At 73.8% G+C, this 26,784-nt stretch carries 26 protein-coding genes and 1 pseudogene; 18 read left to right on the forward strand and 9 right to left on the reverse strand.

The annotated features are described in order from the left end of the window. The first annotated feature begins 245 nt into the window (after positions 1-245). Positions 246-1,388, forward strand: coding sequence for a SigB/SigF/SigG family RNA polymerase sigma factor (locus OHQ87_RS07460; RefSeq protein ID WP_328346226.1), 1,143 nt, complete (start codon positions 246-248; stop codon positions 1,386-1,388). Positions 1,389-1,448: 60 nt separating this feature from the next. On the opposite strand, the gene ctaD is transcribed toward OHQ87_RS07460, so the two are convergent. The 4 genes from ctaD to OHQ87_RS07480 form a co-directional block, all read right to left on the reverse strand. Beyond that, positions 1,449-3,449, reverse strand: a complete 2,001-nt coding sequence (gene ctaD / locus OHQ87_RS07465) for an aa3-type cytochrome oxidase subunit I (protein ID WP_328346228.1) — start codon at positions 3,447-3,449, stop codon at positions 1,449-1,451. 90 nt (positions 3,450-3,539) lie between these two features. Continuing rightward, positions 3,540-4,268 (reverse strand): ATP-binding protein, encoded by a 729-nt coding sequence (locus OHQ87_RS07470; RefSeq protein WP_328346231.1) that lies wholly within the window; start codon positions 4,266-4,268, stop codon positions 3,540-3,542. A gap of 119 nt (positions 4,269-4,387) precedes the next feature. Continuing rightward, entirely contained in the window at positions 4,388-5,545 is a 1,158-nt protein-coding gene (locus tag OHQ87_RS07475; RefSeq protein WP_328346233.1) for a glycosyltransferase, read from the reverse strand. Between the two features lie 151 nt (positions 5,546-5,696). Beyond that, positions 5,697-6,680 (reverse strand): glucosyl-3-phosphoglycerate synthase, encoded by a 984-nt coding sequence (locus tag OHQ87_RS07480; RefSeq protein WP_328348774.1) that lies wholly within the window; start codon positions 6,678-6,680, stop codon positions 5,697-5,699. 252 nt (positions 6,681-6,932) lie between these two features. Between OHQ87_RS07480 and OHQ87_RS07485 the strand changes: the two genes are divergently transcribed. The 8 genes and pseudogenes from OHQ87_RS07485 to OHQ87_RS07520 all read left to right on the forward strand — a co-directional run bounded on the left by OHQ87_RS07485 (position 6,933) and on the right by OHQ87_RS07520 (position 14,794). Continuing rightward, a complete protein-coding gene (locus tag OHQ87_RS07485) occupies positions 6,933-7,967 on the forward strand; it encodes a Gfo/Idh/MocA family protein (protein WP_328346235.1) in 1,035 nt (344 codons plus the stop codon). Further along, positions 7,960-9,048, forward strand: coding sequence for a zinc-dependent alcohol dehydrogenase (locus OHQ87_RS07490; protein WP_328346237.1), 1,089 nt, complete (start codon positions 7,960-7,962; stop codon positions 9,046-9,048). The genes OHQ87_RS07485 and OHQ87_RS07490 overlap by 8 nt, the downstream gene beginning before the upstream one ends. A gap of 156 nt (positions 9,049-9,204) precedes the next feature. After that, a pseudogene (locus OHQ87_RS07495) lies at positions 9,205-9,311 on the forward strand (XRE family transcriptional regulator); the annotation flags it as partial. Beyond that, the gene (locus OHQ87_RS07500; RefSeq protein ID WP_328346239.1) at positions 9,302-9,511 is read left to right on the forward strand and encodes a DUF397 domain-containing protein; all 210 of its coding nucleotides are present in this window, start codon (positions 9,302-9,304) and stop codon (positions 9,509-9,511) included. The pseudogene OHQ87_RS07495 and the gene OHQ87_RS07500, both read left to right, overlap by 10 nt. 457 nt (positions 9,512-9,968) lie before the next feature. Then, positions 9,969-12,260 (forward strand): accessory Sec system translocase SecA2, encoded by a 2,292-nt coding sequence (gene secA2, locus OHQ87_RS07505; protein ID WP_328346241.1) that lies wholly within the window; start codon positions 9,969-9,971, stop codon positions 12,258-12,260. 175 nt (positions 12,261-12,435) lie between these two features. Further along, positions 12,436-13,176, forward strand: coding sequence for an ANTAR domain-containing protein (locus OHQ87_RS07510; protein WP_442930706.1), 741 nt, complete (start codon positions 12,436-12,438; stop codon positions 13,174-13,176). Between the two features lie 132 nt (positions 13,177-13,308). After that, complete coding sequence (locus OHQ87_RS07515) at positions 13,309-13,812, forward strand: DUF2231 domain-containing protein (protein WP_328346243.1); 504 nt, start codon at positions 13,309-13,311, stop codon at positions 13,810-13,812. A gap of 199 nt (positions 13,813-14,011) precedes the next feature. After that, positions 14,012-14,794: a class I SAM-dependent methyltransferase gene (locus OHQ87_RS07520; RefSeq protein ID WP_328346245.1), complete on the forward strand. Its 783-nt coding sequence runs from the start codon at positions 14,012-14,014 to the stop codon at positions 14,792-14,794. A 44-nt stretch (positions 14,795-14,838) separates the two neighbouring features. On the opposite strand, the gene OHQ87_RS07525 is transcribed toward OHQ87_RS07520, so the two are convergent. Further along, complete coding sequence (locus OHQ87_RS07525) at positions 14,839-15,186, reverse strand: ankyrin repeat domain-containing protein (RefSeq protein ID WP_442930802.1); 348 nt, start codon at positions 15,184-15,186, stop codon at positions 14,839-14,841. A 232-nt stretch (positions 15,187-15,418) separates the two neighbouring features. Here OHQ87_RS07525 and OHQ87_RS07530 point away from each other — a divergent pair, with 232 nt between their 5' ends. From OHQ87_RS07530 to OHQ87_RS07570, 9 genes are all read left to right on the forward strand, one after another. Next, positions 15,419-15,871, forward strand: a complete 453-nt coding sequence (locus OHQ87_RS07530) for a cysteine dioxygenase (protein ID WP_328346249.1) — start codon at positions 15,419-15,421, stop codon at positions 15,869-15,871. A gap of 55 nt (positions 15,872-15,926) precedes the next feature. Next, a complete protein-coding gene (locus OHQ87_RS07535; protein ID WP_328346251.1) occupies positions 15,927-16,418 on the forward strand; it encodes a rhodanese-like domain-containing protein in 492 nt (163 codons plus the stop codon). 51 nt (positions 16,419-16,469) lie between these two features. After that, positions 16,470-17,060 (forward strand): winged helix-turn-helix domain-containing protein, encoded by a 591-nt coding sequence (locus OHQ87_RS07540; protein ID WP_328346252.1) that lies wholly within the window; start codon positions 16,470-16,472, stop codon positions 17,058-17,060. A 280-nt stretch (positions 17,061-17,340) separates the two neighbouring features. Then, entirely contained in the window at positions 17,341-17,952 is a 612-nt protein-coding gene (locus tag OHQ87_RS07545; RefSeq protein WP_328346254.1) for a winged helix-turn-helix domain-containing protein, read from the forward strand. Positions 17,953-18,034: 82 nt separating this feature from the next. Further along, positions 18,035-18,703, forward strand: coding sequence for a uridine kinase (locus tag OHQ87_RS07550; RefSeq protein WP_328346256.1), 669 nt, complete (start codon positions 18,035-18,037; stop codon positions 18,701-18,703). A 160-nt stretch (positions 18,704-18,863) separates the two neighbouring features. Next, positions 18,864-19,262 carry a TraR/DksA family transcriptional regulator gene (locus tag OHQ87_RS07555; protein WP_328346258.1) on the forward strand — a complete coding sequence of 133 codons (399 nt, stop codon included), beginning with the start codon at positions 18,864-18,866 and terminating at the stop codon, positions 19,260-19,262. Positions 19,263-19,722: 460 nt separating this feature from the next. Then, entirely contained in the window at positions 19,723-20,151 is a 429-nt protein-coding gene (locus OHQ87_RS07560; protein WP_328346260.1) for a DUF2267 domain-containing protein, read from the forward strand. Positions 20,152-20,307: 156 nt separating this feature from the next. Next, complete coding sequence (locus OHQ87_RS07565; protein WP_091239370.1) at positions 20,308-20,613, forward strand: hypothetical protein; 306 nt, start codon at positions 20,308-20,310, stop codon at positions 20,611-20,613. Between the two features lie 8 nt (positions 20,614-20,621). Next, on the forward strand, positions 20,622-21,890 hold the full coding sequence (locus tag OHQ87_RS07570) for a cupin domain-containing protein (RefSeq protein ID WP_328346265.1): 1,269 nt from the start codon (positions 20,622-20,624) through the stop codon (positions 21,888-21,890). Between the two features lie 14 nt (positions 21,891-21,904). On the opposite strand, the gene OHQ87_RS07575 is transcribed toward OHQ87_RS07570, so the two are convergent. From OHQ87_RS07575 to OHQ87_RS07590, 4 genes are read right to left on the reverse strand one after another with little or no spacing between them, the layout of a single operon-like run. Continuing rightward, positions 21,905-22,564: a hypothetical protein gene (locus OHQ87_RS07575; protein WP_328346267.1), complete on the reverse strand. Its 660-nt coding sequence runs from the start codon at positions 22,562-22,564 to the stop codon at positions 21,905-21,907. Continuing rightward, positions 22,561-25,245 carry an FtsK/SpoIIIE domain-containing protein gene (locus OHQ87_RS07580; protein WP_328346269.1) on the reverse strand — a complete coding sequence of 895 codons (2,685 nt, stop codon included), beginning with the start codon at positions 25,243-25,245 and terminating at the stop codon, positions 22,561-22,563. The genes OHQ87_RS07575 and OHQ87_RS07580 overlap by 4 nt, the downstream gene beginning before the upstream one ends. Then, the gene (locus OHQ87_RS07585; RefSeq protein ID WP_328346271.1) at positions 25,238-26,308 is read right to left on the reverse strand and encodes a hypothetical protein; all 1,071 of its coding nucleotides are present in this window, start codon (positions 26,306-26,308) and stop codon (positions 25,238-25,240) included. Before OHQ87_RS07585 ends, OHQ87_RS07580 begins: the two co-directional genes overlap by 8 nt. 9 nt (positions 26,309-26,317) lie before the next feature. Further along, positions 26,318-26,578, reverse strand: a complete 261-nt coding sequence (locus OHQ87_RS07590; protein WP_067305468.1) for a hypothetical protein — start codon at positions 26,576-26,578, stop codon at positions 26,318-26,320. Positions 26,579-26,784: the final 206 nt, after the last annotated feature.

Raw genomic sequence — 26,784 nt, forward strand, 5'->3', positions numbered from 1 at the left:
CCGGCCGGCCGGACCCGGCACGCCGAAACATCCTCGCGAACCCGGGGGCGCGTGGTTGAGTACCTGAGGAGCGGGAAGACCGCCCGCCGCGACGGCTCGACCACGCCGCGTGGCGACCGGTCGTCGTCCCCGCGCGGCCGGTGATCCCGGCGCGGCACGTGACCCAACTTCCGACCCGGTGCGTGGTCCCACCACGCGCACGACCGGCTCGATCCGGGCGGGGGACCTTCCTGAGGGAGGCGCGGATGTTCGGACAGACCACCACGACCACACCACCACCACCGACCGAACGGGGTCTGGAGGACCTGGACGCCGCCGCGATGGCGTACGCCGCGCGGATCGCCGGCCTGCCACCGGAGCGCCGGGGCGAGGCGCGCGAGGACCTGGTCCGGTTCGCCCTGCCGTTCGCCGGCCGGCTGGCCCGCCGCTACCGGGGGCGGGGCGAGCCGCTTGAGGACCTGGAGCAGGTGGCCCGGCTCGGCCTGGTCAACGCCGTCGACAGGTACGACCCCGAGCGGGGTTCGTTCACCGCGTACGCGGCGATCACCATCGTCGGGGAGATCAAGCGGCACTTCCGGGACCGCACCTGGGGGGTGCACGTGCCCCGCCGGCTGCGTGACCTGATCCTGGAGGTCGGGCAGGCCACCTCGGCGTTGACAAGTGAGCTGTCCCGGGCGCCGAGCGTGGCCGAGTTGGCGGCCCGGCTGGAGACGCCGGAGGAGGAGATCCTCGCTGCCCTGGAGTCGGCGGCCGGTTACAGCCCGGCCTCGCTCAACGCGCCGGTCGGCGGGGAGAGCTCCGCCGAGTTCGGTGACCTGGTCGGTGAGTCGGACAACGCGTTGGAGTCGGTGGACGACCGGGTGACGGTCAGCGGGCTGCTGCACCGGTTGCCCTGGCGGGAGCGGCGCATCCTGGCGATGCGCTTCTACGGCAATCAGACCCAGGCGGAGATCGCCGCCCGGTTCGGCATCTCGCAGATGCACGTGTCCCGGCTGCTGTCCCGGGCGTTGACCTGGCTGCGGCAGGCGATGCTCGCCGACACCCCGCCGCCGTGGCAGAACGGCACCGCCGAGACGGAGACCGGCCGGAACCGGATCGTGGTCAAACGCACCGCGGAGCGGACCGTGGTGGAGGTCGGGGGCGAGATCGACCGGGACGGCGCGGACCAGTTGCGCCGGACGATGTTGGAGGCGGTCGCCGGGCAGCCCCGCGAGCTGGTGGTGGACCTGGACGGCGCGGGTGGGGTCGACGCCGGTGGCATCGCCGCCCTGGTGGCCGGCCGGGACGCCGCCATCCGGACCGGGGTGCCGGTGCGGTTGACCCGGGTCCGGCCGGCGGTGGGGCGTTCGCTTGCCGCCGCCGGCCTGCCCGCCGCCGTGGACGCCTGAGCGTACGGACGTCGCCGGGCCGGCACCGTCGCACGGTGTCGGCCCGGCGGGCTGCTGTCGTCAGGCGGAGTCGTCGTCCCTGCCGTGCGGGTGCCGCCACCGCTCGGCGCTGCGGGGTTCTCCCCCGGTGTCGGGCTGGTCGGTCTCCGGCGCGTCGGAGTGCGCGAAGCCGGGACGGCGGACGTCCTCCGGCTCGGGCACGTCCACCGGGCGGGCGCCGGACTGTGGCGCAGGTTGGTACGCCACCGCGTCCCCCGCCCCGTGCGCGCCCTCGGCGGCCGGTGACTCGGGGACGTGCCGTTCGTGGTGCAGCTCCTCGTGCAACTCCTGCGGCGGTCGGGTGGTGCGTTGCGGCAGGTCCCGACCGAGGTCGGCGACGTTGGGACCGTACTTCGCGTCGAAGGCGGGGCGCTCGGAGCGGATCCGGGGCATCCGGTCGAAGTTGCGCAGCGGCGGCGGGCAGGTGGTGGCCCATTCCAGGGAGTTGCCGAACCCCCACGGGTCGTCCACCGTCACCAGCGCGCCGTACCGCCAGGACTTCCAGACGTTGTAGAGGAAGAACAGGGTGGACGCGCCGAGCACGAAGGAGCCGACGGTGGAGATCGTGTTGAGCGTGGTGAAGCCGTCGCTGGGCAGGTAGTCGGCGTACCGCCGGGGCATGCCCTCGTCGCCCAGCCAGTGCTGGACCAGGAAGGTGGCGTGGAAGCCGACGAACATGGTCCAGAAGTGCAGCTTGCCGAGCCGTTCGTCGAGCAGCCGGCCGGTCATCTTGGGAAACCAGAAGTAGACCCCGCCGAAGGCGGCGAAGACGATCGTGCCGAACAGCACGTAGTGGAAGTGCGCCACCACGAAGTACGAGTCGGTGACGTGGAAGTCCACCGGCGGGCTGGCCAGCAGCACCCCGGTCAGGCCGCCGAGCAGGAAGGTCACCAGGAAACCGATGGCGAACAGCATCGGCGTCTCGAAGGTGAGCTGCCCCTTCCACATGGTGCCGATCCAGTTGAAGAACTTCACCCCGGTGGGCACCGCGATCAGGTAGCTGAGGAAGCTGAAGAACGGCAGCAGCACCTGACCGGTGGCGAACATGTGGTGCGCCCAGACGGTCATCGACAGCACGGTGATCGCGACGGTGGCCAGCACCAGGCCGGTGTAGCCGAAGATCGGTTTGCGGCTGAAGACCGGAATGATCTCGGTGATGATGCCGAAGAACGGCAGCGCGACGATGTAGACCTCGGGATGGCCGAAGAACCAGAACAGGTGCTGCCAGAGCATCGGTCCGCCGGTCGCCGCGTCGTACACGTGGGCGCCGAGCAGCCGGTCCGCGCCCAACGTCAGCAGCGCGGCGGCCAGCAACGGGAAGACCAGGATCACCAGGACGGCGGTGAGCAGCATGTTCCAGGTGAAGATCGGCATCCGGAACATGGTCATGCCGGGGGCGCGCAGGGTCAGCGTGGTGGTGATCAGGTTGACCGCGCCGAGGATGGTGCCCAGCCCGGAGACGACCAGGCCGACCACCCACAGGTTCGCGCCGACGCCCGGGGAGTTCGTCGCATCGCTGAGCGGGTTGTACGCCGTCCAGCCGAAGTCGGCCGCGCCGCCCGGGGTGAGGTAACCGCCGACGACCATGATGCCGCCGAACAGGTACAGCCAGTACGCGAACGCGTTGAGCCGGGGGAACGCCACGTCCGGCGCGCCGATCTGCAACGGGACGATGTAGTTGCCGAAGGCGAACACCAGCGGGGTGGCGAAGAGCAGCAGCATGATCGTGCCGTGCATGGTGAAGGCCTGGTTGTACTGCTCGGGGGAGAGGAACTGCATCCGGGGCCGGGCCAGTTCGGCCCGGAGGAGCAGCGCGAGCACCCCGCCGATCAGGAAGAACCCGAACGAGGTGCTCAGGTAGAGCAGGCCGATCTGCTTGGCGTCGGTGGTGCCGAGCAGCCGTAGCAGCTTGTTCCCGGGCAGCGCCGGGCGGACCGGGCCGGGAAAGCCGCCGAACCGGGCCGGGGCGAGGATCGCCGGCCCGCGATCTTGTGCGGGTTCCGTGGTTACCCGTCTGGGCATGGCTCTCTCACCCCGTCGTTGACGACAGAAAGGACGGGCGCGGCTACCCGTCCCTGTGCCTATGTAACCAGGCGAGAGGGGGAATTTCGGTCAATTCGCGGGCAGGAGCGCCCAGACCACCTTGCCGTCGGCCAGTGGGGAGCTGCCCCAGCGCTGTGCCATCTCCCGGATCAGCAGCAACCCCCGGCCCCCCTCGGCGGTCAGGCTCGGGCGGCCCGCGCGGGCCGCCGTCCGGCTGCCGTCGGCGACCGCCACCCGCAGGTAGGGCTGGTGCAGGGTCAACGTGATCCGCATCGGGGTGTGGGCGTGTCGCACCACGTTGCCGACCAGTTCGCTGAGCACCAGCGACGCCGGCTCCGCCAGGTGCGGCACGTTCCACCGGGAGCAGGCGTCCCCGACCAGTTCGCGGGCCCGCCGGCAGGCCCCCGCCACCGGCTCCAACCGGGCCCGCAGCCGGGGTGCCGCGGACGCCCCGGCCAGCCGGGTCGCCTCCGCGCAGTCCTGCCGCACCGGCACCACCCGGCAGGTGGTGGAGGTGGCCAGCCAGGCCGCGGCGTCCGGCGGGGGAGAGCAGAGCACCACCGGTACGGCGGGCCAGTCGGCGGCCTGCCGGGCGGTGGCGGCGAAGACCGACAGCGCCAGCCGGTCGGCGACGGTCACCCCGCCCAGGTCGACCACCAGCGCGTCCGGCTGGGTGGTCAGGCAGCGGTCCAGCGCGGTGTGCACGGCGCGCATGGTGCCGAGGTCGAGCGCGCCGGTGAGGCGTACGACGGTCACGGGTGACTCGTCGCGAACCTCGCAGGTGATGCGGCTGACCATGCGGCCCCTCGATTCCGTTCGTGGTGCTGGGCAGATCCGCCAGGTACCCGCGGCCCGGCGGGACGAAACCGGGTCCGGACCGTGACGGTCCGGACCCGGTCAGGGTGGCTACGGGTGGGTCAGACGGGCTGCAGGTGTGGCGCTCGGGCGCCCGCGCGGACCGTCTCGTAGAGGGTGACGTACTTCTGCGCCATCACCGCCGGGGTGAACCGCCCGGCGGCCTCCCGTCGACACTCGTCCGGGTCGAGTCGGCCCGCCGCCAGCAGCAGCTCACCCAGCTCCTCCTCGTCGTCGGTGAGCAGACCGGTGCGCCCGTGCGCGATCAGCTCGGGCAGGCAGCCCCGGCCGGTCGCCACCACCGGCGTGCCCAGCGCCAGCGACTCCACCACGGCGGTCCCACCGGGCTCCTCCCAGCGCAGCGGGAACAGCGACGCCCGCGCCCCGGCCAGCAGGTCGTCGCGCTCCCGACCGGCCACCGTGCCGACCCAGCGGACCAGGTCACCGTCGATGTGCGGGGCCACCTGGTCGTAGAAGAAGCGCACGTCCGGGTTCTGCCGGGCCTCGTCGCCCGCCGCCGCCAGATCCGCCGGCCGGTGGTACGGCCCGACCGGGCCGGCGAGCACCAGCGGCACCCCGGTCCGCCGGGCCAGCCGGGCACCGACGTCCTGGCCCTTGCCCGGGTTGATCCGGCCCAGGATGATCGCGTAGTCGCCCTTGGCCGGCCGGGGCGCCCGGTCGGCGTGCACGGCCAGCGGGGTGGACAGGTGAACGTGCCCGACCGAGTGCTCCCGCAGCGCCCGGGGCGCGCGGGCCAGTTGGGAGGCGGAGACCCCGTTGACCCGGACGCGGGCCCCGGCGGCGAGGTTGCCGTACAGCTCGGGGTGCTTGGCGAGGTCCCAGTGCAGGGTGTGCAGCACCGGCGGGGCGTCCGGTCCCATCGCTGCGAGGGTGGCCAGCCCGACCGCCTCCACGTGGTCGTGCACCAGGTCGATGTCGGCCCGCCCGTGCACCTGCCGGACCACCCCGGCCAGGTGTGCCTGGGCCACTCCGCACACCTGGTTGTACGGCCGTTGCAGGGCCGCGAACTGCCCGTCGTCGAAGACCGAGAACTTCTCGTCCACCGGCAGGGTGCTCGACCCCACGGAGGCCAGCACCACCTTCACCCCGAGCCGACGCAGCTCCGGCACCAGGGTGGCGACGACGTTCTCGATGCCGCCGTAGCCGGGAGGTGGCACGGACAGCCAGGGGCCGGCGTTCATCAGCACGGTGAGGCTCATGACGGGGGTTTCCTCTCGGTGCGGCCGGAGTCGCGGGCGGGCGTCCACCCGCTCGTGGGGCGGCACTGCTTCGGTCGCGGCCGGGGGATCCGTGTGGTCGGTTCGGCTCGGGTGGCCGGTTCGGCTCGGGTGGTCGGCTCGGCGCGTGCGGTCACGCGGCGGCCACCCGCCGGTGCGGCACCCGGTGCCGCAGGTCGGCCAGGGGCGGGCGTTCCTGCACCGAGACGTCGTTGACGACGATTTCCCGGTCCAGGTTGGGCAGCGCCTCCGAGCCGCCCCGACGGAACTGGGTCAGCAGGGTTCCCGGGCTGGTGCCCGGGGCGGCCCAGCCCCGCCGCTGCAACCGCGTCCAGGCGGTGTGCATGATCTGCGCGGACATCCGGCCCAGGGCCGCGGTGTCCTGGTGCCGGTGTTTGCGCTCACCCAGGTCGACCTGGGCGAGTGCGTCCAGGCCGACCAGCTCGAGCAGGTCGATCAGCATGGCCGTCTCGACTCCGTAGCCGGTGACGAACGGCACCCGCTCCAGCACCGTGCGCCGACCGGCGTACTCGCCCGCCAGGGGCTGCACGAAGCCGGCCAGTTCCGGCCAGAACAGGTTCAGCAGCGGCCGGGCCATCAGCTCCGTCACCCGCCCGCCCCCGTCGGCCTCCACGCTGGTCGCCCCGACCAGCGGCCGGTGGTAGAAGCCCTTCACGAACTCGACCGAGGGATCGACAAGCAACGGGCCGATCAGGCCGGTCACGAAGTGCGGCCGGAACTCCCGCAGGTCGGCGTCGACGAAGGCGACGACGTCGCCCCCGGCGGCGGCGAGGCCGGCCCAGAGCGCATCGCCCTTGCCGGTCAGCCGGGGCAGGCCACGGGTCATCTCGTCCTGACCGACCACCTCAGCCCCGGCGGCCCGGGCCACCTGGGCGGTCCGGTCGGTCGACCGGGAGTCCACCACGATCAGCTCGTCGACCAGCGGAACCCGGTCCATCAGGTGCTCCCGGATCGTCGAGACGATCGCCCCGACGGTGGCCTCCTCGTTGCGGGCGGGAAGCACCACGCTGACCCGGTTCTCCCCCTTGGCCCTCATCAGCCGTAGCGCGGGCCAGTCCTGCGCCGACGTCGTCCGATATGTGGCCCACGCCTCCACGACAGGCGAGACGATCGGTTCTGTATCCCGCACTGGCACAACCCCCCAGATCCTGGCGGAAAACCCGGACGTGGTTTTCCCATCCCCGCTCAATCGCTAACCGGTTATCCCTAACAGCTTGATCACACCGGCTCCACCTGCCGGTTCCGGGCAGGTGAACGCTGTGTTGCGGCCCGGCTCCGGGTTTCGCGGCTCCCCGCCGGGGGGAGTGCTGTCGGCGATGGTCGTGACAGCGTCGAGAGGGCCGATGGAATGCGTACCTGCCGGGTGGGCCTGGTCGGGGCCGGTGGGGTGGCGCAACGCCACGCCCGCGTGCTGGGGAGGTTCACCGACGTGGAAGTGATCGGCGTCACCGACGTGGCCCGGGACGCGGCGACGGAGCTGGCCGCCGCGCACTCCGCCCGGGTCTTCACCGACGTCGACGAGCTGCTGGCCGCCGGCCCGGACGCCGTCTACGTCTGCGTACCCCCGTTCGCGCACGGGCCGGTGGAGGAGGCGGTGATCGCGGCCGGGGTGCCGATGTTCGTGGAGAAGCCGGTGGCGGTCGACCTGGACACCGCCGAGCGGATCGCCGCCCTGGTGCAGGACCGGGGGCTGCTCACCGCCGTCGGGCACCACTGGCGGTACCTGTACGTGGTGGAGCAGGCCCGGCAGCTGCTCGCCGACCGTCCGGTGCGGATGGTCAACGGAGCCTGGCTGGACAAGGTGCCACCGGTGGCGTGGTGGGCGGTGCGGGACCGCTCCGGTGGCCCGGTCGTCGAGCAGGCCGCCCACGTGCTGGACCTGATCCGCGCACTGGTCGGCGAGGCGGTCGAGGTGACCGCGTACGGCGACGGCAGCCCGCCGCCCGTCGACGGCGCCGACATCGACTCGGTGACCGCCGCCACCCTGCGCTTCGCCGACGGGGCGGTGGGCACCCTCGCCGCCGCCTGCGTGCTGGGCTGGAAGCACCGGGCCGGCGTGGAGATCCTCGCCGACGGGCTCGCCCTGTCGCTGGGCGAGGACGGCCTGTCGGTCCGCGACGCCGACGGGGAACGCCACCTGCCGGCCGACCCGGACGGTGCCCGGGTCGCCGTCGACCGGGCCTTCGTCGACGCGGTCACCGGGGTCGGCGACGACATCCGGGTGCCGTACGCGGAGGCGCTGCGTACCCAGCGGCTGGCGGTCGCGGTCGCGCAGAGCGCCCGTACCGGCCGTGCCGTCACGCTGCCCACCGGCCCGGCCGCGCTCGCGCCGGTGGTCGGCGGCGTCCCCGGTGCGTCGGCGGGGGTGGCCGTCGATGCGTGACACGGTGGTGGTGGTCAGCGGCCCGGGGCGGGTCGAGGTGGCCGAGCAGGACGCCGGTGAGCTGCGCGACGGCACGATCCGGGTACGGACCCGCTACAGCGGGGTCTCCGCCGGCACGGAGCTGAGCTTCGTCAAGGGCACCAACCCCTACCTCAACGTCACCTTCGACGCCGGCCTCGGCCTGTTCCGGCCCGGGGCGGCCAGCACCCCGTACCCGGTGACCCGGCTCGGCTACATGCAGGTCGGCGAGGTGGTGGAGAGCCGCACCCCGGCGATCGCCGTCGGCACCGTCGGCGCGATGACGTACGGCCACCGCACCGGGTACGTCGCCGACCCGCTTGCCGAACGGTTCGTGCCGCTGCCCGACGACCTCGATCCGATGCTCGGCGTCTATGTGGCGCACATGGGTCCGATCTGCGCCAACGGCCTGCTGCACGCCGCCGCCGACCTGTGCGGCACCGACGTGCGCACGCTCGGCGACGGGGTACGCGGCCGGCGGGTGGCGGTGGTCGGCGGTGGCGTGGTCGCCCTGCTCACCGCGCTGTTCGCCAGGCGACACGGTGCCGCCTCGGTGGTGGTGGTCGACCCGACCCCGCAGCGCCGGCAGGTCGCCGAGGCCCTCGGTCTGGAGACCCTCGACCCCGAGGCCGACGACCCCGCCGTGGTGCTCAAGACCCGGTGGAACCACAGCGCCGGCGACCGGGGCGCCGACGTGGTGTTCCAGTGCCGGGGCCAGGACTGGGCGCTGCACCTGGCGCTGCGCCTGCTCCGTCCGCAGGGCACCGTGATCGACCTGGCCTTCTACCAGGGCGGGGCGGACGCCGTCCGGCTCGGCGAGGAATTCCACCACAACGGCCTGGCGCTGCGCTGCGCCCAGATCGGCCGGGTGCCCCGCGGCCTCGCCCCCACCTGGGACCGGGAACGTCTCTCCGCCGAGACGATCGACCTGCTCCGGCAGTACGGCGACCTGATCCGCAAGCACCTGATCTCCGCGGTGGTCCCGTTCGAGGAGGCCCCCACCCTGCTCACCGACCTCGCCGACCGCCGTCGCCAGGAACTCCAGGTGATCCTCACCTGCTGACTTTCGCCCCACCCCCCACATCGGTGCCCCGCGCCGGCCTCGGTGCCCCGCGCCGGCCTCGGTGCCCCGCGCCGGCCTCGGTGATCAAGAGGTTTACGTCAGCGTGGACGATTCTTCTGACGTAAACCTCTTGATCACTGCTGGGAAGGGGAGCCGTCCGACCTTGTTAACCTTGAGCGACGGTGGGAACCATCCGCGGTGAGGCGCTCCCTCGTGGACGGACCCTCGACCTCCTGAGAGAAGCGGCTGCATCATGGACCTGACCGGCGCGCGGTGGCACAAGAGCACGAAGAGCGGCGGCAACGGTGGCAACTGTGTCGAGGTCGCGGGCAACCTTCCCGGCGTCGTCCTGGTGCGGGACACCAAGGACCGGGACGGCGGGGTGCTCGCGTTCGCCCCGGCGGCGTGGCGGGGCTTCGTCGACTTCGCGAGTCGGCGGGGGTCGGCCGGTGCGGCCCGGTGACGGAAGTGCGGGACGTTGAGCCGTAGCGCTCCCCGCCCAGAAGGCGGCGTCAAGATGTCCGCCCACTTCCCGCGTATGTGGGGTTGACGCGGCTACGGAGCCTCAAGATCATGTTGCGATCTGGCGCACTCTCCCCGGCGTGTCGTCTCCCTTTCGGCAACCCGATCATGGGGCGGGGCCCTGCGTACCGTCGCCGTGGGGGAGGGACGGCTTCGCCCCTCCGGCTCCGTGCCGTTGTTCGGAAGGTCGCGCCCAGGGGCGGCCCCTGCCGGGGTCGGCCTCGTTGGTCATCGACGACCGTCAGGCTGGGCCCTGGTCGGCCGCCTGCCTGCCAGCTTCCGGTGTGTCGCCGGCACCCCCCGTTGACCTGCCCGGATGGGCCGGGAACAGGACACCGGGATCGCCACGCGCGGACCGGGCAGCTTTTTTCGGGTTGGTTCGCGTACCGTTGCGGCTCATGGGTGTGTCGCAACGGTTGAAGAGCAGGTTCCGGCGGTTCCTCCAGCGCCCGGGGACGACGGTCGACCTGGCTCCGCTGGAGAAGCTGCTACCGCGGATCGCCGCGCGCGAGGACGAGCTGTCGGCGCTGGACGACGCCGCGCTGACCGAGGCCGCCGGTGCCGCCACGGAGTACGCCGAGATCTGCGCCGTCGGCCGCGAGGCCGCCCGACGCGGCCTCGACCAGCGGCCGTACGACGTGCAGCTGCTCGGCGCGATGGCGCTGCTGTCGGGCAAGGTCGCCGAGATGGCCACCGGTGAGGGCAAGACGCTGACCGCCACCATCGCCGCCTACGGGCACGTCCGGCTGGGCAACGGCCCGGTGCACGTGCTCACCGTCAACGACTACCTGGCCCGCCGGGACGCCGAGTGGATGACGCCTGTCTACCGGCTGCTCGGGCTGACCGTGGGCTGGGTCAACGAGGCGTCCACCCCGGCCGAGCGCCGGACGGCGTACGGCTGCGACGTCACCTACGTCTCGGTCAGCGAGGCCGGCTTCGACTTCCTCCGCGACCAGCTCGTCACCGACCTCGCCGACCGGGTGCAGCCGCCGCTGGCCACCGCCGTGGTCGACGAGGCCGACTCGATCCTGATCGACGAGGCCCGGGTGCCGATGGTGCTTGCCGGTTCCGTCACCGGCGAGCAGGATCCGGTGCACGCCGCCGCCGCGCTGGTGCGTGGCCTGCGCAAGGGGAAGCACTACACGGTCGCCGAGGACGGCCGCAGCGTCGCCTTCACCACCGAGGGTCTGGCCGCCGTCGAGGCCAAGCTGGGCGACATCGACCTGTACGACACCGAGCACGTCGGGCAGCTCTCCGCGGTCAACGTGGCGCTGCACGCGCACTCCCTGCTGCACCGCGACGTCGACTACATCGTGCGGGACGGCTCGGTGGAGCTGATCGACGAGATGCGCGGCCGGGTGGCCCAGCGCCGTCGCTGGCCGGACGGTCTCCAGGCCGCCGTGGAGGCCAAGGAGGGCCTGGACGCCACCGCCGAGGGTGAGGTGCTGGGCACCATCGCCGTGCAGGCGTACATCGGCCTCTATCCCAAGCTGTGCGGCATGACGGCGACCGCGGTGCTGGTCGGTGACCAGCTCCGGGAGTTCTTCGACCTCGAGGTGGCGGTGATCCCGCCGAACACCCCCTGCGTCCGGGAGGACGAGCCGGACCGGATCTACGCGACCCGGGCCGAGAAGGAGGAGGCGCTGGTCGACGAGATCCGGCGCTGCCACGAGGCGGGCCGCCCGGTGCTTGTCGGCACGCTCGACGTGAAGGAGTCCGAGGGGCTCGCCGCCGGCCTGCACGCCGCCGGGGTGCCGTGCGTGGTGCTCAACGCCAAGAACGACGACGAGGAAGCGGCGATCATCGCCGAGGCCGGCGCGTACGGCGCGGTGACCGTCTCCACCCAGATGGCCGGTCGGGGCGTGGACATCCGGCTCGGCGGCAGCGGGCAGGTCGACCAGGAGCGGGTGGCCGAACTGGGCGGGCTCTACGTCATCGGCAGCGGCCGGCACGACAGCCGCCGGGTCGACGACCAGCTGCGCGGCCGGGCCGGCCGGCAGGGTGACCCGGGCGGCTCGGTCTTCTTCGTCAGCCTGGAGGACGACCTCGTCGTCCGGCACGCCGGCGACACCATCCCGGCCTCGCCCCGGATGAACGCCGACGGCCTGGTCACCGACGAGCAGGTCGACTACGCGGTGGAGCACGCCCAGCGGGTCGCCGAGGGCGTCAACCACGAGATCCACCGCAACACCTGGCGTTACAGCGTGGTGATCGAGCAGCAGCGGATCGCCCTGGCCGAGCGCCGGGAGCGGCTGCTGACCTCCGACGTGGCCGCGCTGATGCTGCTCGACCGGATGCCGGACAAGGCCGGTGAGATGGACGAGGACCTGCTCGCCCGGGTGGCCCGGTCGATCGCGCTCTACCACACCGACCGGCTCTGGGCGGAGCACCTGGCCGAGCTCTCCGAGGTGCGCGAGGGCGTACACCTGCGGGCGCTGGGCCGGCTCGACCCGCTGGACGAGTTCCATCGGGCAGCGGTGCCGGCGTTCACCAACCTCATCCCGGAGATCGAGACGCGCACCCTGGCCACCTTCGAGGAGACCGAGTTCGACGAGGACTGGGAGCCGGACGCCGCCAAGCTGGTCCGGCCCAGTGCCACCTGGACGTACCTGGTGCACGACAACCCGTTCGGCTCGGAGCTGGACCGGCTGATCGCCTCGGTCGGCCGCCGGCTCGCCGCAGCCCGCTGAGCGTCACCGGAACCCCTCCGGGTCGGTCCGGCCCGGAGGGGTTCCTTTACGCGGTTTGGATGCGGTTTTGCGAGGGTAATAGCCCGGGGCTCACGATTCGGGGAGAGATCACGACGATGACACAGGCGACGACGCCGGTGACGGGCAGCAGGTGCGCTACGGAGCCTGTGGTGCGGTGAGACTGGGCATGCGGGAGCTGACGATCGACACGCTCGGGGTACTGGAGACGGCCGCCCTGTTGCGGGAGTTGACCGCTGCGCTGATCGCGGTCGACGACTTCGACGAGGCACTGACCGAGCTGGTCCGGGTCACCGGGGATGCCGTACCGGGGGTGGTCTGGTGCGGTTTCACCGCACTGCGGGCCGGGGAGCCCGCCGGGGTGGCCGCCTCCGACCCCCGGCTGGCCGAGCTGGACGACCTGGGGCACGGGGCCGAATCGCCCGCGATGAGCGCGATCAGCCGGCGCGAGATGATCATCGCGGCGGATCTCACCACCGAGGAACGTTGGTCGGCCTGGACCGACCGGGCCCGTGGGCTCGGCGTACGAGGGGTGATCTCGGCCCCGGTGGACGTCGACGAGCAGGCGGTCGGCTCGATCAACTTGTACGCCGACCGGGCCGGAACGCTCGGCACCCGGCACCAGCTCACCGCGATGCTCCTCGCCGAGCACGCCGGGCTGCTGCTGGCTGCCGTCCGGGACCGGGCCAGGCGGGCCGAGCTGGCCGGTGAGCGCGATGGTGCGCTGCTCGGCGAGAACGTGGTCGGTCAGGCCGTCGGAGTGATCATGACGCAGCGGGGATGTCCGGCGCCGGAGGCCCTCGACGTGCTGCGCAGCGCCGCGTCCTCACTGGACATCCCGTTGCGGGAGGTGGCGGAACGGTTGGTCACCACCGTCTCCCGTCCCCGCGAATCCTGACCGGCCGGACGGCCCTCACCTTTCGGTGTCGTTTCTCCCCGGCCCCGCGAATCCCGGCCCGATCGTTTCGTCGCACCGGCCCCCGGGTAGCACCCTGGACCGGTGAGCTGAGCCGAGCCTGGGGAGGAACCGATGGAGAGCCGCCTGAGGGTGCAGGGGCATCCCATCCAACCGATGCTTGTGACGTTCCCGTTCGGACTCTTCGTCAGCGCCACCGTCTTCGATCTGGCCGACGTGGCGGGCGGCCCGGCCTTCCTCGGTGAGGTCGGCTACTGGACGGCGATCGCCGCACTGGTGGCCGCCGGGCTCGCCGCAGTGGCCGGCATGATCGACCTCTGGGACGTACGGCCGGGCCCGCACCGCCGCACCATGGTCACCTTCAACATGGTCAACGCGGGCATGGCGGCGCTCTTCCTGCTGGCCTGCCTGATCCGGGCGGACGCCCCGCAGCGCGGCGCAACCGGGATGCTGCTGGCGACCGAGTTGGTCGCCCTGGCGGTCGGTGGGGTCGGCGTCGGGCTGGGCGCCCGGCTGATGCGCCAGTTCGAGTCCGGCCGGCGGGAGCCCGTCGGCTTCGACACCCTCGACGGCGTGCCGGCCGGTTCCACGGTGGAGATCCTCCGCCCCACCCCCTGAGCCTCCGCGCCACCCCCTGAGCCTCCGCCCGAACCCCTGGGTCTTTGTCCGACCCCTCGTCGTCACCCTCGGGGAGCCGCCCGTGGGCCCGCAGAGCGTTTCACCCGCCGAGGGGAACCGCTCTGCGGCGATCCGGGGTGGATCGTCGCGCGCGGGTTATCGGGTTGCCGGTCGCGGGCCGCTGCCGCAGGGTGGGCGGATGGCCGAACGCAGTGCTGCCGAGTTGATCGCCGAGGCGACTGCCGCTCCCGTGGACGGCTGGGGTTTCGGCTGGCTGGACGGGCGGGCGACCGAGGAACGTCCGCCGTGGGGATACGCCCGCCAGGTGGCCGACCGGATGGCGACGGCGGGCGCGGCGTTGGACATCGACACCGGCGGCGGCGAGGTGCTCGCCGAGGTGCCGCAGCCGCCTGCGCTGCTGGTCGCCACCGAGGCGTGGCCCCCGAACGTCGGGGTCGCCCGGCGGACGCTGCGCCGGGTGGGTGGCCGGGTGGTCCAGGTCGGCCCCGGCTCCCGCCTGCCGTTCCGCGACGCCGCCTTCGACCTGGTGACCAGCCGGCATCCGGTGGACACCGGGTGGGCGGAGGTCGCCCGGGTACTGCGGCCCGGTGGGTGCTACCTGTCCCAGCAGATCGGCGCGGGCACCATGCGGGAGCTGAGCGAGGCGGTACTGGGGCCGCTGCCGCCGCCGGCCACCCGGCACACCGCCCAGGCGGTCGCCGCCGCCCGGGCCGCCGGCCTCGACGTGGTACGCCTGGAACGGGCCACCCTGCGGGCGGTGTTCCACGACATCGGCGCGGTGGTCTGGTTCCTGCGCAAGGTGGTCTGGACCGTGCCGGACTTCGACGTGGACCGGTACCGCCCACAGCTCGAACGGCTGCACACCCGGATCCGGGCCGAGGGCGTGTTCGTCGCCCATTCCCGACGCTTCCTGATCGAGGCGGTCAGACCGACGACGAGGGACGCGTCCGGGTCGGCCTGACCGGCCCTCGCCGGCTGCTCGGTGAGGGGTCCCGGAGTGGCGGGTCAGCGGGTGGCGAGCAGGGTGAGCATCTCCGGCAGGTCGAAGAAGCGGGCCGTCTCCACCGCCGACGGGGTGCCGTGGTCCGGGTCGGCTCCGGCGTCGAGCAGCGCCCGTACCGTCTCGGCGTGGCGTCGGAACACCGCCGCGGCGAGCGCGGTCTGCCCCCGGTCGTTGACCCGCGTGTGGTCCGCGCCCCGGGCCAGCAGCGCCGCGACGGTCTCCGGGTGGGTGTGGTACGCGGCCAGGATGAGCAGCGTGTCGCCCTTGTCGTTGGTCATGTTCACCGGCAACCCGGCATCGACGTGGCCGCCGAGTTCCGCTGCCTCACCCGTCCGGGCCAGGTCGAACATCCGGTGGGCGAAGGCCAGTGTCTCGGCGTCGAACTCCTCGGTCACCGGTCCAGCCTAGAGGTCCGGGCACGGGCGGGGTGGCACCGACCGAAGAGGGCAGGGACATCACGCCGGTGGAGGGATCGCGTGGCACGGCGCTGGCGCATTCCGCGTCCCAGTATCCGGTATTACCTACTAAACCTATAGGCTTTACCGTCTAGAGTGTCTTCGGACGCATCACACGGGAGTAGCCATGACCAGCATCCTCGCCACCGACCTGCTCGCCGTCGCCGGCCGGTACGCCGATCCGGCCACCTGGGCGGTGCCACTGCGCTTCGACCCCACCGAGCGTTGGTACGCCCGGCTCGCCTCGACCGGCGAGTACGAGGTCTGGGCGTTGAGCTGGCTGCCCGGCCAGGGCACCGACCTGCACGACCACGGCGGCTCCTCAGGTGCCTTCCTGGTCGTCGCCGGGGAGCTGATCGAGCGGACGGTCTCCGGTGGGCGGCTACGCCCACACCGCCTCACCGCCGGGGCGAGTCGCCGGTTCGGCCCTCGACACGTGCACGAGGTGACCAACCGGGGGGACCAACCGGCGGTCAGCGTGCACGTCTACCGACCCGCACTGCGCCACATGACCCGTTACCACCTCGTCGACGGCCGGCTCGAGGTCGCCGAGGTGGCCCTGGCCGGTGTCTCCTGGTGACACCGGCCGTTCCCGTTTCCTCGCCCGTCGGCTCGCCCATGGAAGGACCGCGACGATGCCGCAGCACCCCACCCGTACCGAGAGCTGTCCGGCCCCACCACCGGGCTCGCGCGGCATCGACGAGATCCTCGCCGAGGCCCGCACCCGACTGCGTCGGCTCGACCCCGAGCAGGCGCACCTGGCCCACCGGGGCGGGGCGTTGATCGTCGACATCCGGCCGGCCGCCCAGCGTGCCGCCCACGGCACCGTACCGGGCGCTCTGGTGATCGAACGCAACGTGCTGGAGTGGCGGCTCGACCCGCGCTGCCCGGCCCGGCTGCCCCAGGCGGTCGGGTACGACCTGCCGGTGCTGGTGATCTGCCAGGAGGGCTACACCTCGTCGCTGGCCGCCGCCGCGTTGCAGGACCTCGGCCTGCACCGGGCCACCGACGTGGTGGGCGGCTTCGTCGCCTGGCGGATCGCCGGCCTGCCGACCCTGGGTCCGACGCCGTCGCACCGTTCCCCGTCCCTCGCGCCGCCGGTGACCGCCGGCCGGACGCCGCACTGACCGTCGCGCCCCACCGGGCGTGGCGGACGCACCGCCACACAGGAGGCTCCCATGTCCCTCGTCGCCCTCACCGCGCGTCCGCATCCGCCGGGCCGCCCCGACCGGGTGGCGCCGGGCCGGCCCCGGTCCACGCCGTCGCTGACCATCACCCTCGACCTGACCGCCGGGCCGCTGACGCCCAGGCTGGCCCGCCTGGTCGACCTGCTCGGCGAACTGGCCGAGACGGGGGAGGGGGTGGTCCGGCTGAGCGAGCCGACCGCGCCGCGCCTGTTGTCGTCGTTGCCGACCCCGCGCCCGACGCCGACCGGCGGGGAGCCGACACCGGCCACGGACCATCCGGAGACCCTGCGGATCCTCGTCGGCACCCGGGTGGTGCGCCAGGGTGACCGGGAGATCCCGCTCACCCGCATCGAGTTCGACCTGCTGCTCTTCCTCGCCGAGCATCCGCACCGGGTCTTCACCCGGCTCCAACTGCTCGCCAGCGTCTGGGGGTACGAACATGCCGTCGTCCGCACGGTGGACGTGCACGTCCGCCGGCTGCGCGCCAAGCTCGGCGCGGAGGCCCCCCTGGTGACCACCGTGTACGGGGTGGGCTACCGGCTCGCCGACGAGGCGAGGGTGCGGGTCGACCGCTTCCGTTGACCACGGCACCATCGCGCGACGCACCCGGCTCGTCCGACCGGGTGCGTCGCGTCGTGTCGGCCGTGGTGCGACGGGCGGGCACCCCCGTACCGGGGCGGTGCGGCGCTTCTGCTGTAATCATCTGGCTCGTACGCAGAGCGAGGGATCGGCTGCGAACTGTTCGTCAATTGTCACATTCATGCAACGCGGTCGCCCCTTGACCCTCGTCCAGGGGCCGGGAAGCATCGATGCAGCGGCGTCCCGGGCCGTGGGAGATACCCGGACCAGCCCAAGGAGGACCATGTCGGTCAGCCCCGCATCGTCGCGCGCCGGATGGCATACGTCCCAACCCTCGGTCCCCGGTCGACCCCCCGGCGGCCAGCGCCGCCCCGCCACCGCCACCGCCGCCCCCGTGCTCACCGTGACCCTGTCCATCCCGCTGGCCAGCGAGGAGTCGCTCACCCCGCCGGCCCGCCGGCTGTTGGAGGCGGCCCGGGAGATGCTGGAACGTGGGGAGGGCACCGTCGCCACCACAGGTGTCCCCGCCGAACGGCGAGCCGACCAGCCCCCGGCCGGGCGGTCCCCGGGCCGCACCCTCGCGGCCACCATCCCGATGCTGCACATCCTGGCCTCCTCCCGTTCGGTGCTGCGCGACGGCGAGCCGCTGCCGCTGACCCGGCTGGAGTTCGACCTGCTGCTGCACCTGGTGGCCCACCCCCGGCGGGTGTTCACCCGGCTGCAACTACTCAACGCGGTGTGGGGCTACGAGCACGCCGGGGTGCGCACGGTCGACGTGCACGTACGTCGGCTGCGTGGCAAGGTCGGCGTCGACGTCCCGCTGGTGACCACGGTCTACGGGGTGGGCTACCGGCTCGCCGACGACGCCCGGGTCACTGTGGACCGCACCGGCTGAAACCCTCGCCCGAAGGCGCGTTCGACCGCCCGTCGAGCAGGCCGCCCGGGTCGGCTGCCGGCCCGCGGGGCACCATGGTCGGATGCGCGTCCGCCCGATCTCGCCCGACCGGCTCGTCGCCGAGCTGACCGAACGGCTCCTCGCGGTCGGGTCCGTTCCCACCCCCGACGGGTCCGCTCCGCCCGCCCACCTGCGGGTCGCCGTCGACGGCCCACCCGCCGCCGCCCCCGACCGGCTCGCCGACGCGCTGATCGACCCGCTGCGCGCCCGCGGTCGCCCGGCGCTGCACCTGCGCGCCGGGGACTTCCTCCGGCCCGCCTCCGTGCGCTACGAATTCGGCCGGACCAACCCCGACGCCTACTACGAGGGCTGGACGGACGAGGCCGGCCTGCGCCGGGAGGCGCTCGACCCGGCCGGCCCCGGCGGCACCGGGCGGGTGCTCCCCTCGCTCTGGGACGCCGGGGCGGACCGGGCCAGCCGGGCGGCCTACCAGGAGCTGTCGCCGGGCACGGTGCTGTTGGTCAGCGGGGCGTTGCTGCTCGGTGGCGGGCTGCCCTTCGACCTCACCGTGCACCTGGCCCTCTCACCGGCGGCGCTGGCCCGACGCACCGATCCGGCCCACCGGTGGACCCTGCCGGCCTTCGCCCGGTACGCGGACGAGGTCGTCCCGGCGTCCTTCGCCGACGTGGTGGTCCGGGTCGACGACCCGCGCCACCCGGCACTGGTGCAGCGGGACGACACCGACGGCTGAGCCCGGCCGTCTGGTCGGCGTCGAGGCCGGAGAATCCGGCGGTTTGCCGGGCCGCAACTGTGGGTACTCGCCCGGCTCACAGGGCACGGATGATCTCGCCGTGCCGTCCGCGTCCGGGGCATGCCCACCCGCGCGCCAGGCCCAGGAAAGGCAGGCAGCGATGCTCGTCCACGACACCCTCGGCACCGACCGCACCGCGGCGGAGGCCGACCAGATCCGGACTGCCCTGCGGGCCCGCTACGCCGAGCTGTCCGCGGAGTACGAGCAGGCCGTCGCGCAGAGCCAGGTGCTGCGGCTGGTGGAGGTCGGCGACACCGCCGGCGACGACCAGGCCGACAGCGGCACCAAGACCGCCGAGCGCGACACCGCCCAGTCCCTGCTGCGCACCATCCTCGACCGCCGGGCCCAGTTCGAGCACGCCCTGACCCGGTTGGACGAGGGCAGCTACGGTTTCTGCGAGCGCTGCACGGCGCCGATCCCGGTGGAACGGCTGGAGATCTTCCCGGCGGCCACCGCCTGCGTGAGCTGCAAGCAGAACCGGGAGCGGCGGGCCGCCTGAGCGGTGGCCGATCGTCGCCGCCACTTCTTCCCAAGTGGGTGGATCGTGGCCGGGCCGTTCCGGTCCGGTCAGGTCAGGTCAGGTCGCACGGTCCGGTCAGGTCGGACGGTCACCTCTCAAGGGCCGGCCATGTCTCACCCCGTCAGGGTGAGGGCGGCTCATCCTGACGACGCGCAGCATGGGTGGTGCCGGCCGGGTCATCCGGCCGGGACACAGCCTGGCCGTGCACGCGGCCGGGACACATCGGGCACGGAGGTGACCGAGATGGCGGTACGGGTGGTGGCGGATCCACGACGGGGCGCGGTGCTGCACGTCGTCGGTACGGGTGGGGACACCCGCCGACCGGAGCGGACCGGCCGGACAGGCAGTCCGGCCCGACAGGAGCGGGGCCCGTCGGGGCCGCCCCGACGCGCCGAGGACCGGCGATGGACCGGCGATCCGAAGGCCGGGGGGTGACCTCATGGCGGAGCAACTGATGTCGGCATTCGAGTCTTCCGTGGACAAGACCAACCTGATCCTCAAGGACATCGAGCAGGCGTACGGCTGGCCCCGGGCGCGACGTAACCAGTCGTACGCGGCGTTGCGCACGGTGCTGCACCTGCTGCGTGACCGGATGACCGTGCAGGAGTGCGCGGAGTTCGCCGCCCAGTTGCCGGTGCTGGTCCGGGGGATCTACTTCGACGGTTGGCAGCCGGAGAACGTGCCGGTCAAGTTGAACCGGGACGACTTCCTCTACGAGATCCGGCAGGGCTTCCCGTACGACGTCGAGGGCGGCCCGGAACGGGTGGCGCAGGTGGTGCTGGACACCCTGCGTCGGCACGTCACCCAGGGCGAGTGGCAGGACGTGAAGTCCGGCATGCCCCGGGACCTGCAACAACTGATTCCCTGACCCGGGCGGGCGGGACCTCCCGGCCTCAGACCCGACGATCCGTTCCCGCACCTCGGGCGGGCCGGATACGGTGTGGTTAGAGAAGATCGTATGGGGGGTACCACCCGCCTGACAGACCCCGCCCCGCGGCGGGGCGGCACACCCGAGGGAGCACCCATGGCACTGAACGACGACGACATCCAGACCACCAGCGGCGGCGGCCTCGAGGGACCGGCCGACGGTGGCGCGACCCCGGGGCAGCACGACGGTGGTGCCGACGGCGGTGCGGAGGGTCCGGCCGACGGCGGGGCCACGCCCGGTCAGCACGACGGTGGCGCTGACGGCGGTGCGGAGGGTCCGGCCGACGGCGGGGCCACGCCCGGTCAGCACGACGGTGGCGCCGACGGCGGTGCCGAGGGTCCGGCCGACGGCGGCGCGACCCCGGGTCAGCACGACGGTGGCGCCGACGGCAGCGCCCGCTGACCGACACCGTGACGACCATCGACCCGCCGGGCGGCCACCGCCGCCCGGCGGTCCCGTCGGCCCCGACCCGGGCGCTGGCCCGTTGCGTCAGCGTCGAGCCGGCCAAGTTCGCCGCCGCCCACTGGGGCCGCGCGCCGCTGCTGTCGCGGGCCGCCGAGCTGCCCAACGCCGACGGCTTCGTCGACCTACTGAGCCCCGACGACGCCGACGAACTGCTCAGCCGGCGTGGTCTGCGTACCCCGTTCCTGCGGGTGGCGAAGGACGGCCAGCTGGTGCCGACGGCCCGGTTCACCGGCGGCGGCGGGGCGGGCGCGGAGATCGGCGACCAGGTCCGCGACGAGCGCATCCTGGAGCTGTACGCCGGCGGCGCGACCCTGGTGCTCCAGGGGCTGCACCGGCTCTGGCCCGCCCTGATCGACTTCGCCCGTGACCTGGGCACCGCGCTGACGCAACCGTTGCAGGTCAACGCCTACCTCACCCCGCCTGGCAGTCAGGGCTTCGCCACCCACTACGACACCCACGACGTCTTCGTGCTCCAGGTCGACGGTCGCAAGCACTGGCGGATCCACCCGCCGGTGCTCGCCGACCCGCTGGAGAAGCAGCCCTGGGGTGGCCGGGCCGACGAGGTGTCCGCCACCGCCGACGGGCCGCCCGCACTCGACGTGGTCCTCGACCCCGGCGATGCTCTCTACCTGCCGCGTGGCTGGCTGCACAGCGCCCAGGCGCAGGAGTCCCGCTCGCTGCACCTGACCGTCGGCATCCGCGCGCTGACCCGGTACGCCCTGGTCGAGGAGCTGCTGGCGCTGGCCGCCGAGGATCCCCGGCTGCGGGCCGGGTTGCCCTTCGGCACCGACGTCGCCGACCCCGACGCCATCGAGCCGGAGCTGACCGAGACGGTGGAGGCGCTGCGCGACTGGCTGCTCCGGGCCGACCCGGTCGCGGTCGCCGCCCGGCTGCGTGACCGGGTCTGGTCGGCGGCCCGCCCGGCCCCGATCCGCCCGCTCGCCCAGGCCGCCGCGCTCGCCGACCTCACCGCCGACAGCCGGATCGCCTCCCGGGACGGGCTGCGCTGGCAGCTCACCGCCGCCGCCGACCGGGTGGCGCTGCGGTTGGCCGACCGCACCATCACCCTGCCCGCGCAGTGCGCCCCGGCGCTGCGCGCCCTGCTCGGCTCCACCGGCCTGCGGGTGGGCGACCTGCCCGGTCTCGACGACGACACCGACCGGCTGGTGCTGGCCCGCCGCCTGCTGCGCGAGGCGGTCGCCGTCCCGGCCTGAGCGCCCGCGCGCGCTCAGCGGGCCGACACCAGCAGCAGCACCGTGGTAAGAAGCCCGGCGACCAGGACGATCGCCAGCGGGCGGGGACCGAGCAACGCGTGCCGCCGATCCGCCAGCCGCTTCGCCGGCGCCAGCCCGGCCACCGGGCCGAGCAGCGTCACCACCAGCGCCAGCACCGGCATTCCCACCGCCAGGTCGCCGCCGTGCCGCTGGCCGACCGCGCGGGCGGCGGCCCCGAGGGCGTACGCGACGACCGCCCCGGCCACCCCGCAGAGGGCGAGCAGCGGGTTCACCGACCCCGGCAGCTCACCGCGCTGACCGGTGCGGTCCAGCAGCTCGCGTACCCCGTGCAGCAGCGGCACCGGGTCGCCTGTGACGTCCCGGGCCGGTCCCGGCGGGTCACCGAGTCGGCGGGTGCCGAGCCGGGAACGCAGCTCGGCCCAGAGGTGACCCACCTCGGCGTCGACCCGTTCCAGCAGCGACCGGGCGTCGGTCACCTCCTGCTCGGCGTCGTGAAGTTGGGCGACGGCCTGGTGCACGGCCCGTTCGGCGGCGGTGCACTGCTGGTCGTGCCAGGCCTGCGCCTCGGCCCGCTGGGCGGCCACCCGACCGGTCAGCTCGGCGAGCCGGCGGACGTGGGCGGCGTAGGTGTCACTGGCGACCGGTTCGTTCATCGGGACGGACCATAGGGGATGATCACCTGTCCGGTGCGGTGCACCGCCCGGTCGAAGAAGAGCCCGCGCCACGGACGCGGGTACCAGTCCGGCCCGCCGGAGCCCGGGTAGAGCGCCGAGCCCAGCTCGCCGCCCTGCACGTCCAGGGCCACCCAGGCGCCGATCTGGTCGGTCCGGGCCGCCGGCCCACCAAGGTCCGCCCGCATCCGGGCCACCCCGCGCCACCAGGCCAACACGTGGGTACGCCGTTCCGGCCCGTCGTGCAGGATCCGGCGCAGCCGGTCCAGGCCGGTCGATCCGGGCGAGCCGGTCGCCAACGCCCCGGCCGCCGCGTCGACGGCGAACAACAGCAGGTAGTGCGGGGTGCTCGGGGTGCCCGGTCGGGTCAGCGTGGTCGCCGTCTCGGCCATCAGCTCGGCGACGGTCTCCTCGTCGTACCAGGCGGCGTCGTCGGCGAGGTCCTCGTAGAGGGCGCGGGCCGCCGGGTCGGCGTCCGGGTCGAGGCAGGCGATGGAGAACCGGGCGCTGCCGGGGCGGTGCTGCCGGGCCAGCGAGCGGGCGGCGGCGTCGAGCACCGCGCACGCCTCGTCGACCCGGGTGCCGAGGACCGCGAGGTTGCGGCCGGGCGCCCGGGGCAGCCGCAGCGCCGCCGACCGGGACTGCACGTCGATGATCTCCCCGAGGACGGCGACCGGGCCGCGCGGCCCGAGGTCGTTCTGCGGTGGGGTGAGGGCCCGGAAGTCGGGGGCCTCGGCGAGGCGGGGGATGGCGTCACCGTCGAAGAGCCGGGCCGGGGCGGCGTCGGCCGGGCGCATCCGCCACAGCCGGTGCTGCAGATCGCTCCAGGTCTCCCAGTCGCTGGCCGACGGGATCCTGGCCACCTGGTTGCCCTCGGTCATGCCCGACTCGGCGTTGACCACCGCGTGGTGTCGGGGCAGCGCCTGCGCGGCGTCGTTGCGCTCGGCGAGGATGCGCAGCGCCTTGGGCAGCGCGATCCTCAGGGTGAACTGGGCGACCAGGGCGGGCCGTCCCCACAGCGCCTCGATGCCCCGGACGTCCTGCGAGGCGAGCACCAGGTGGATGCCCTGCGAGCGGCCCCGCCGGGCCAGGTCCTCCAGCAGGTCGGCGGCCTCCCGGGCCACCACGTCCCGGCCGGCGAGCAGCGCCTGGAACTCGTCGACCACCGCGACGATCCGGGGCCAGTGCCCGGTCGGGTCCACCGCCCGCAGCTCGGCCAGCTTGGTCACCTCGTGCTTCTTGGCCGCGTCGGCCCGGCGGCGCAGCTCCTCGGCGAGGAACCGCAGCAGGGCCAGGCCGAACTCCCGGTCGGTGTTCACGTTGATCCCGACCAACCGCATGTGCGGCAGCCAGCTCGGGTCGCGGCGGCCCTGCGCGAACCGGGCGAAGGACACGCCCTCCTTGAAGTCGAGCAGATAGAACTCCAGCTCGGCGGGGGAGTAGCGGGCGGCCAGCGCACCGATCCAGGCGAAGATGAGGTTGGTCTTGCCGGTGCCGGACGGTCCGCCGATCAGCGCGTGCGGAGGATAGTCGCCGAGGGTCAGCAGCACCGGACGGCCGTGCGGTCCCTCGCCGATGGGCGCGGTCAGCCCGTGCGCCGAGTCGTCCTTCCACATCTGCTCCGGCGGGGGGAGCAGGTCGGTGAAGGGCGTCGGCGGCGGGCCGGCGTTGACCCGGGCGGCGACCTCCCGGCAGGTCTCGGTGACCAGGGTGGCCGGTGGGGGCGGGTCGAGGCGTACGGGTGGGCCGGGTGGTGCGCCGATGCGGGCCTCGCCCGGCCCGGTGCGGATCCGGGTGAGGCTCGGGTCGTCGGGCAGGTCGATGCCGCGTACCACCAGGTGCACCCCGCAGGCCGCGCCGGTGCGGACCACCCGGTCGAGCTGGCCGCGCTCGTGTCGGGACAGCTCGTCCCCGCCGAGCAGCACCGCCACCCGCCACGGTTCGGGTCGCCGGCCGGTCGCCACGGCCAGGGCGCGCAGCGAGCCGTACTCGCCGGCCAGCACCGTCTCGTTGATCCGGCGGATCTGCTCCACCAGGTCGTCGAGGAGCCGGGCCAGGCCACCCGGCCCGACGAAGGTGAGCAGCCCGGCGGTGCCGAGCGGAGCGAAGCCGGCCAGCCCGCCGCCGAGATGTTCGGGGTCGTAGCCGTAGAGCCGTACCGCGCCCGGGTCGGCCCGGCCGACGCCGCGCAGCAGCAGCGCCGACACCACCGCGTCGGCGCCCTCCCGGTCGTCACCGTGCAGCTGCACGTGACCGGCGTCGAGCAGGGGCACCAGCGCCGGGACCGGTTCCGCGCCGGGGATCCGTAGGGCGCCGACGCGCAGCGGCCCGGGGCTCTCGCCCCGTCCGGCCGGGGTGACCTGCCACCCCGACCAGGGCGCGGAGGCCGCGCCGGGGGCCTCCCGACGGGCGGCCTCGGTCGCCCGGTGGGCCAGTTCGGCGAGCCGCGCGGCATGTCGCCTGTCGATGTCGGCCAGCCGTCGGTCGCGTTCGGCGCCCACCCGCTCGGGCACCGTCGCGGCGGCCCGCCGGACCCGGGTCAGCCGGTCCCGGGCGGCGGTCAGCTCCCACTCGGCCGTGGCGAGCCGGCCACGGGTGACGCCGAGCGCCTCGGAGAGCATCCCCCGCACCCGCGCCGCCAACTGGGTACGCAGGTCAGCCATGGGGCCTACCGTCCGACCACGGACCCGTCCGGCGGGCAGCGGTGGGCTCGGCCCGGGGCGGTGGGCTCGGCTCGGGGCGGCGGCGCGGGGCCGGTTCGGGCCGACGCGGTGGGCGTGAGTCGGTGTGATGCTCGGCGGGCGGCCGTGGCGGGGACCGGTCGGGTTCCGGTGCCGGCTCCGGCGTCGGCTGTCGCTGCGGGGCGCGTTCCTCGCGGGGCAGGTCCCGGCCCAGCCGGTCCAACAGCACGCCGGTCAGCACGCCCGCGGTGACGGCGGGATCGGCGGCGTGGGGCTGCTCGCCCCCGCCCTCGTCCCGGCGCGGCGGGGGCATCCGGCAGACCCGGGTGAGCAGGGTCTCCAGCACCGGCGGCGGCAGGCCGGGCAGCAGGTCGCGGACCCGGCCGTCCAGTTCCCGGCGCAGCCGGGGCAGGTCGTCGGCGCGGGGCGGATGCCCGAGCAGTTCCCCGGCGAGGTCCCGCAGCAGCGGCGGGGCGATCGCGGCCAGACCGAGGCCGACGTCGGCGTGCGCGGCCCGCAGCTCCCGGTGCAACCGGTCCCGGTCGCCGGAACGGATGCCGGTGACCACCCGACGCAGCAGTTCCCGGGAGTCGGCGACCCGTTCGTCCGGCTGCTCCGGTGAACCCTCCCGGCCGCCGGTCAACTCGGCCACCCGCACCGCCCACCAGCGCTTGACCGTGGGGTCCTCCTCGGTGGCCGGTGGCGGGGCGGCCGGTGGTGGGTCGGCGTCGCCGCGTGGCCCGTCGTGCCGGGGGGCGGGGCCGGTGGCCCGGGGCGGGGGCGGGCCGTCGGGGGCCAGCCCGATCGCGGCCAGATAGCCGGTGAGCTGTTCCTGGGCGACCCGCAGGGCATGCCCGGCCGATTCGGCGTGCTCGGTGGCGGCGGCGAGCTCCGGCACCCCCATCGGGTTTGCCGATTCCTGGCGGACCCAGCGCAGCCGCTCGGTGGCCTGGCCGAACTTCTCAAGCGCCAGGGCGAGCTGGGCGAGGGGGAACTCCTCGGCGGCGGCCCGTACCTGCGCTCCGACGTCCTCGACGATGGACACGACGACCCGCTACAGCGACGACACGTAGAGCTGCGCCTGTTCCACCGCGACGAGCGTCGCGGCGAGACATTCCTCCAGCTCCTGGCCGGCCTGGGTGAGCGACGCCTGGGCCGCCTCGACGGTCTCGTGCCCGCTGCCCTCCAACGCCCCGGCGAGGGTCTGCTGCGCCTCGGAGAGCTTCTCCCCGGCGGCCTGCACGGCTGTCTGCCCGTCACCGATCTGTTGAAGGGCGATGTCGATCGCGGCCTTCAGTTCGGCGACGCTCGCCACGGTGACCTCCTGGGGGCGGGGAGATCTCCATTACAACGTATACCGCCGGGGGAGAGAACATCCGCCCTGGCAGTGTTGCCGCCCGGTTGTCCGGTTACCGCCCTGACGTGCGCGAAGTCGCCGGACTGGTCTCGCCGGAAAGACGCCTGGTCCCGTCGACGGGACTTCCGGCGGGCCCGCCGGAGCCTGATCCCGGCCGGGCCGGG

This window comes from Micromonospora sp. NBC_00421 (assembly GCF_036017915.1).
GTDB lineage: Bacteria > Actinomycetota > Actinomycetes > Mycobacteriales > Micromonosporaceae > Micromonospora.

What these genes read in the sequence shown, in the direction of transcription:
- OHQ87_RS07475 (WP_328346233.1), bottom strand. Translation starts at nt 5,545, where the DNA reads ATGAGCCTCACCGTGCTGATGAACGCCGGCCCCTGGCTGTCCGTGCCA.
- OHQ87_RS07540 (WP_328346252.1), top strand. Translation starts at nt 16,470, where the DNA reads ATGTCCCTCGTCGCCCTCACCGCGCGTCCGCATCCGCCGGGCCGCCCC.
- OHQ87_RS07460 (WP_328346226.1), top strand. Translation starts at nt 246, where the DNA reads ATGTTCGGACAGACCACCACGACCACACCACCACCACCGACCGAACGG.
- OHQ87_RS07555 (WP_328346258.1), top strand. Translation starts at nt 18,864, where the DNA reads ATGCTCGTCCACGACACCCTCGGCACCGACCGCACCGCGGCGGAGGCC.
- OHQ87_RS07560 (WP_328346260.1), top strand. Translation starts at nt 19,723, where the DNA reads ATGGCGGAGCAACTGATGTCGGCATTCGAGTCTTCCGTGGACAAGACC.
- OHQ87_RS07490 (WP_328346237.1), top strand. Translation starts at nt 7,960, where the DNA reads ATGCGTGACACGGTGGTGGTGGTCAGCGGCCCGGGGCGGGTCGAGGTG.
- ctaD (WP_328346228.1), bottom strand. Translation starts at nt 3,449, where the DNA reads ATGCCCAGACGGGTAACCACGGAACCCGCACAAGATCGCGGGCCGGCG.
- OHQ87_RS07545 (WP_328346254.1), top strand. Translation starts at nt 17,341, where the DNA reads ATGTCGGTCAGCCCCGCATCGTCGCGCGCCGGATGGCATACGTCCCAA.
- OHQ87_RS07575 (WP_328346267.1), bottom strand. Translation starts at nt 22,564, where the DNA reads ATGAACGAACCGGTCGCCAGTGACACCTACGCCGCCCACGTCCGCCGG.
- OHQ87_RS07470 (WP_328346231.1), bottom strand. Translation starts at nt 4,268, where the DNA reads ATGGTCAGCCGCATCACCTGCGAGGTTCGCGACGAGTCACCCGTGACC.
- OHQ87_RS07485 (WP_328346235.1), top strand. Translation starts at nt 6,933, where the DNA reads ATGCGTACCTGCCGGGTGGGCCTGGTCGGGGCCGGTGGGGTGGCGCAA.
- OHQ87_RS07550 (WP_328346256.1), top strand. Translation starts at nt 18,035, where the DNA reads ATGCGCGTCCGCCCGATCTCGCCCGACCGGCTCGTCGCCGAGCTGACC.
- OHQ87_RS07515 (WP_328346243.1), top strand. Translation starts at nt 13,309, where the DNA reads ATGGAGAGCCGCCTGAGGGTGCAGGGGCATCCCATCCAACCGATGCTT.
- OHQ87_RS07525 (WP_442930802.1), bottom strand. Translation starts at nt 15,186, where the DNA reads ATGTTCGACCTGGCCCGGACGGGTGAGGCAGCGGAACTCGGCGGCCAC.
- OHQ87_RS07580 (WP_328346269.1), bottom strand. Translation starts at nt 25,245, where the DNA reads ATGGCTGACCTGCGTACCCAGTTGGCGGCGCGGGTGCGGGGGATGCTC.
- OHQ87_RS07520 (WP_328346245.1), top strand. Translation starts at nt 14,012, where the DNA reads ATGGCCGAACGCAGTGCTGCCGAGTTGATCGCCGAGGCGACTGCCGCT.
- OHQ87_RS07565 (WP_091239370.1), top strand. Translation starts at nt 20,308, where the DNA reads ATGGCACTGAACGACGACGACATCCAGACCACCAGCGGCGGCGGCCTC.
- OHQ87_RS07500 (WP_328346239.1), top strand. Translation starts at nt 9,302, where the DNA reads ATGGACCTGACCGGCGCGCGGTGGCACAAGAGCACGAAGAGCGGCGGC.
- secA2 (WP_328346241.1), top strand. Translation starts at nt 9,969, where the DNA reads ATGGGTGTGTCGCAACGGTTGAAGAGCAGGTTCCGGCGGTTCCTCCAG.
- OHQ87_RS07530 (WP_328346249.1), top strand. Translation starts at nt 15,419, where the DNA reads ATGACCAGCATCCTCGCCACCGACCTGCTCGCCGTCGCCGGCCGGTAC.
- OHQ87_RS07535 (WP_328346251.1), top strand. Translation starts at nt 15,927, where the DNA reads ATGCCGCAGCACCCCACCCGTACCGAGAGCTGTCCGGCCCCACCACCG.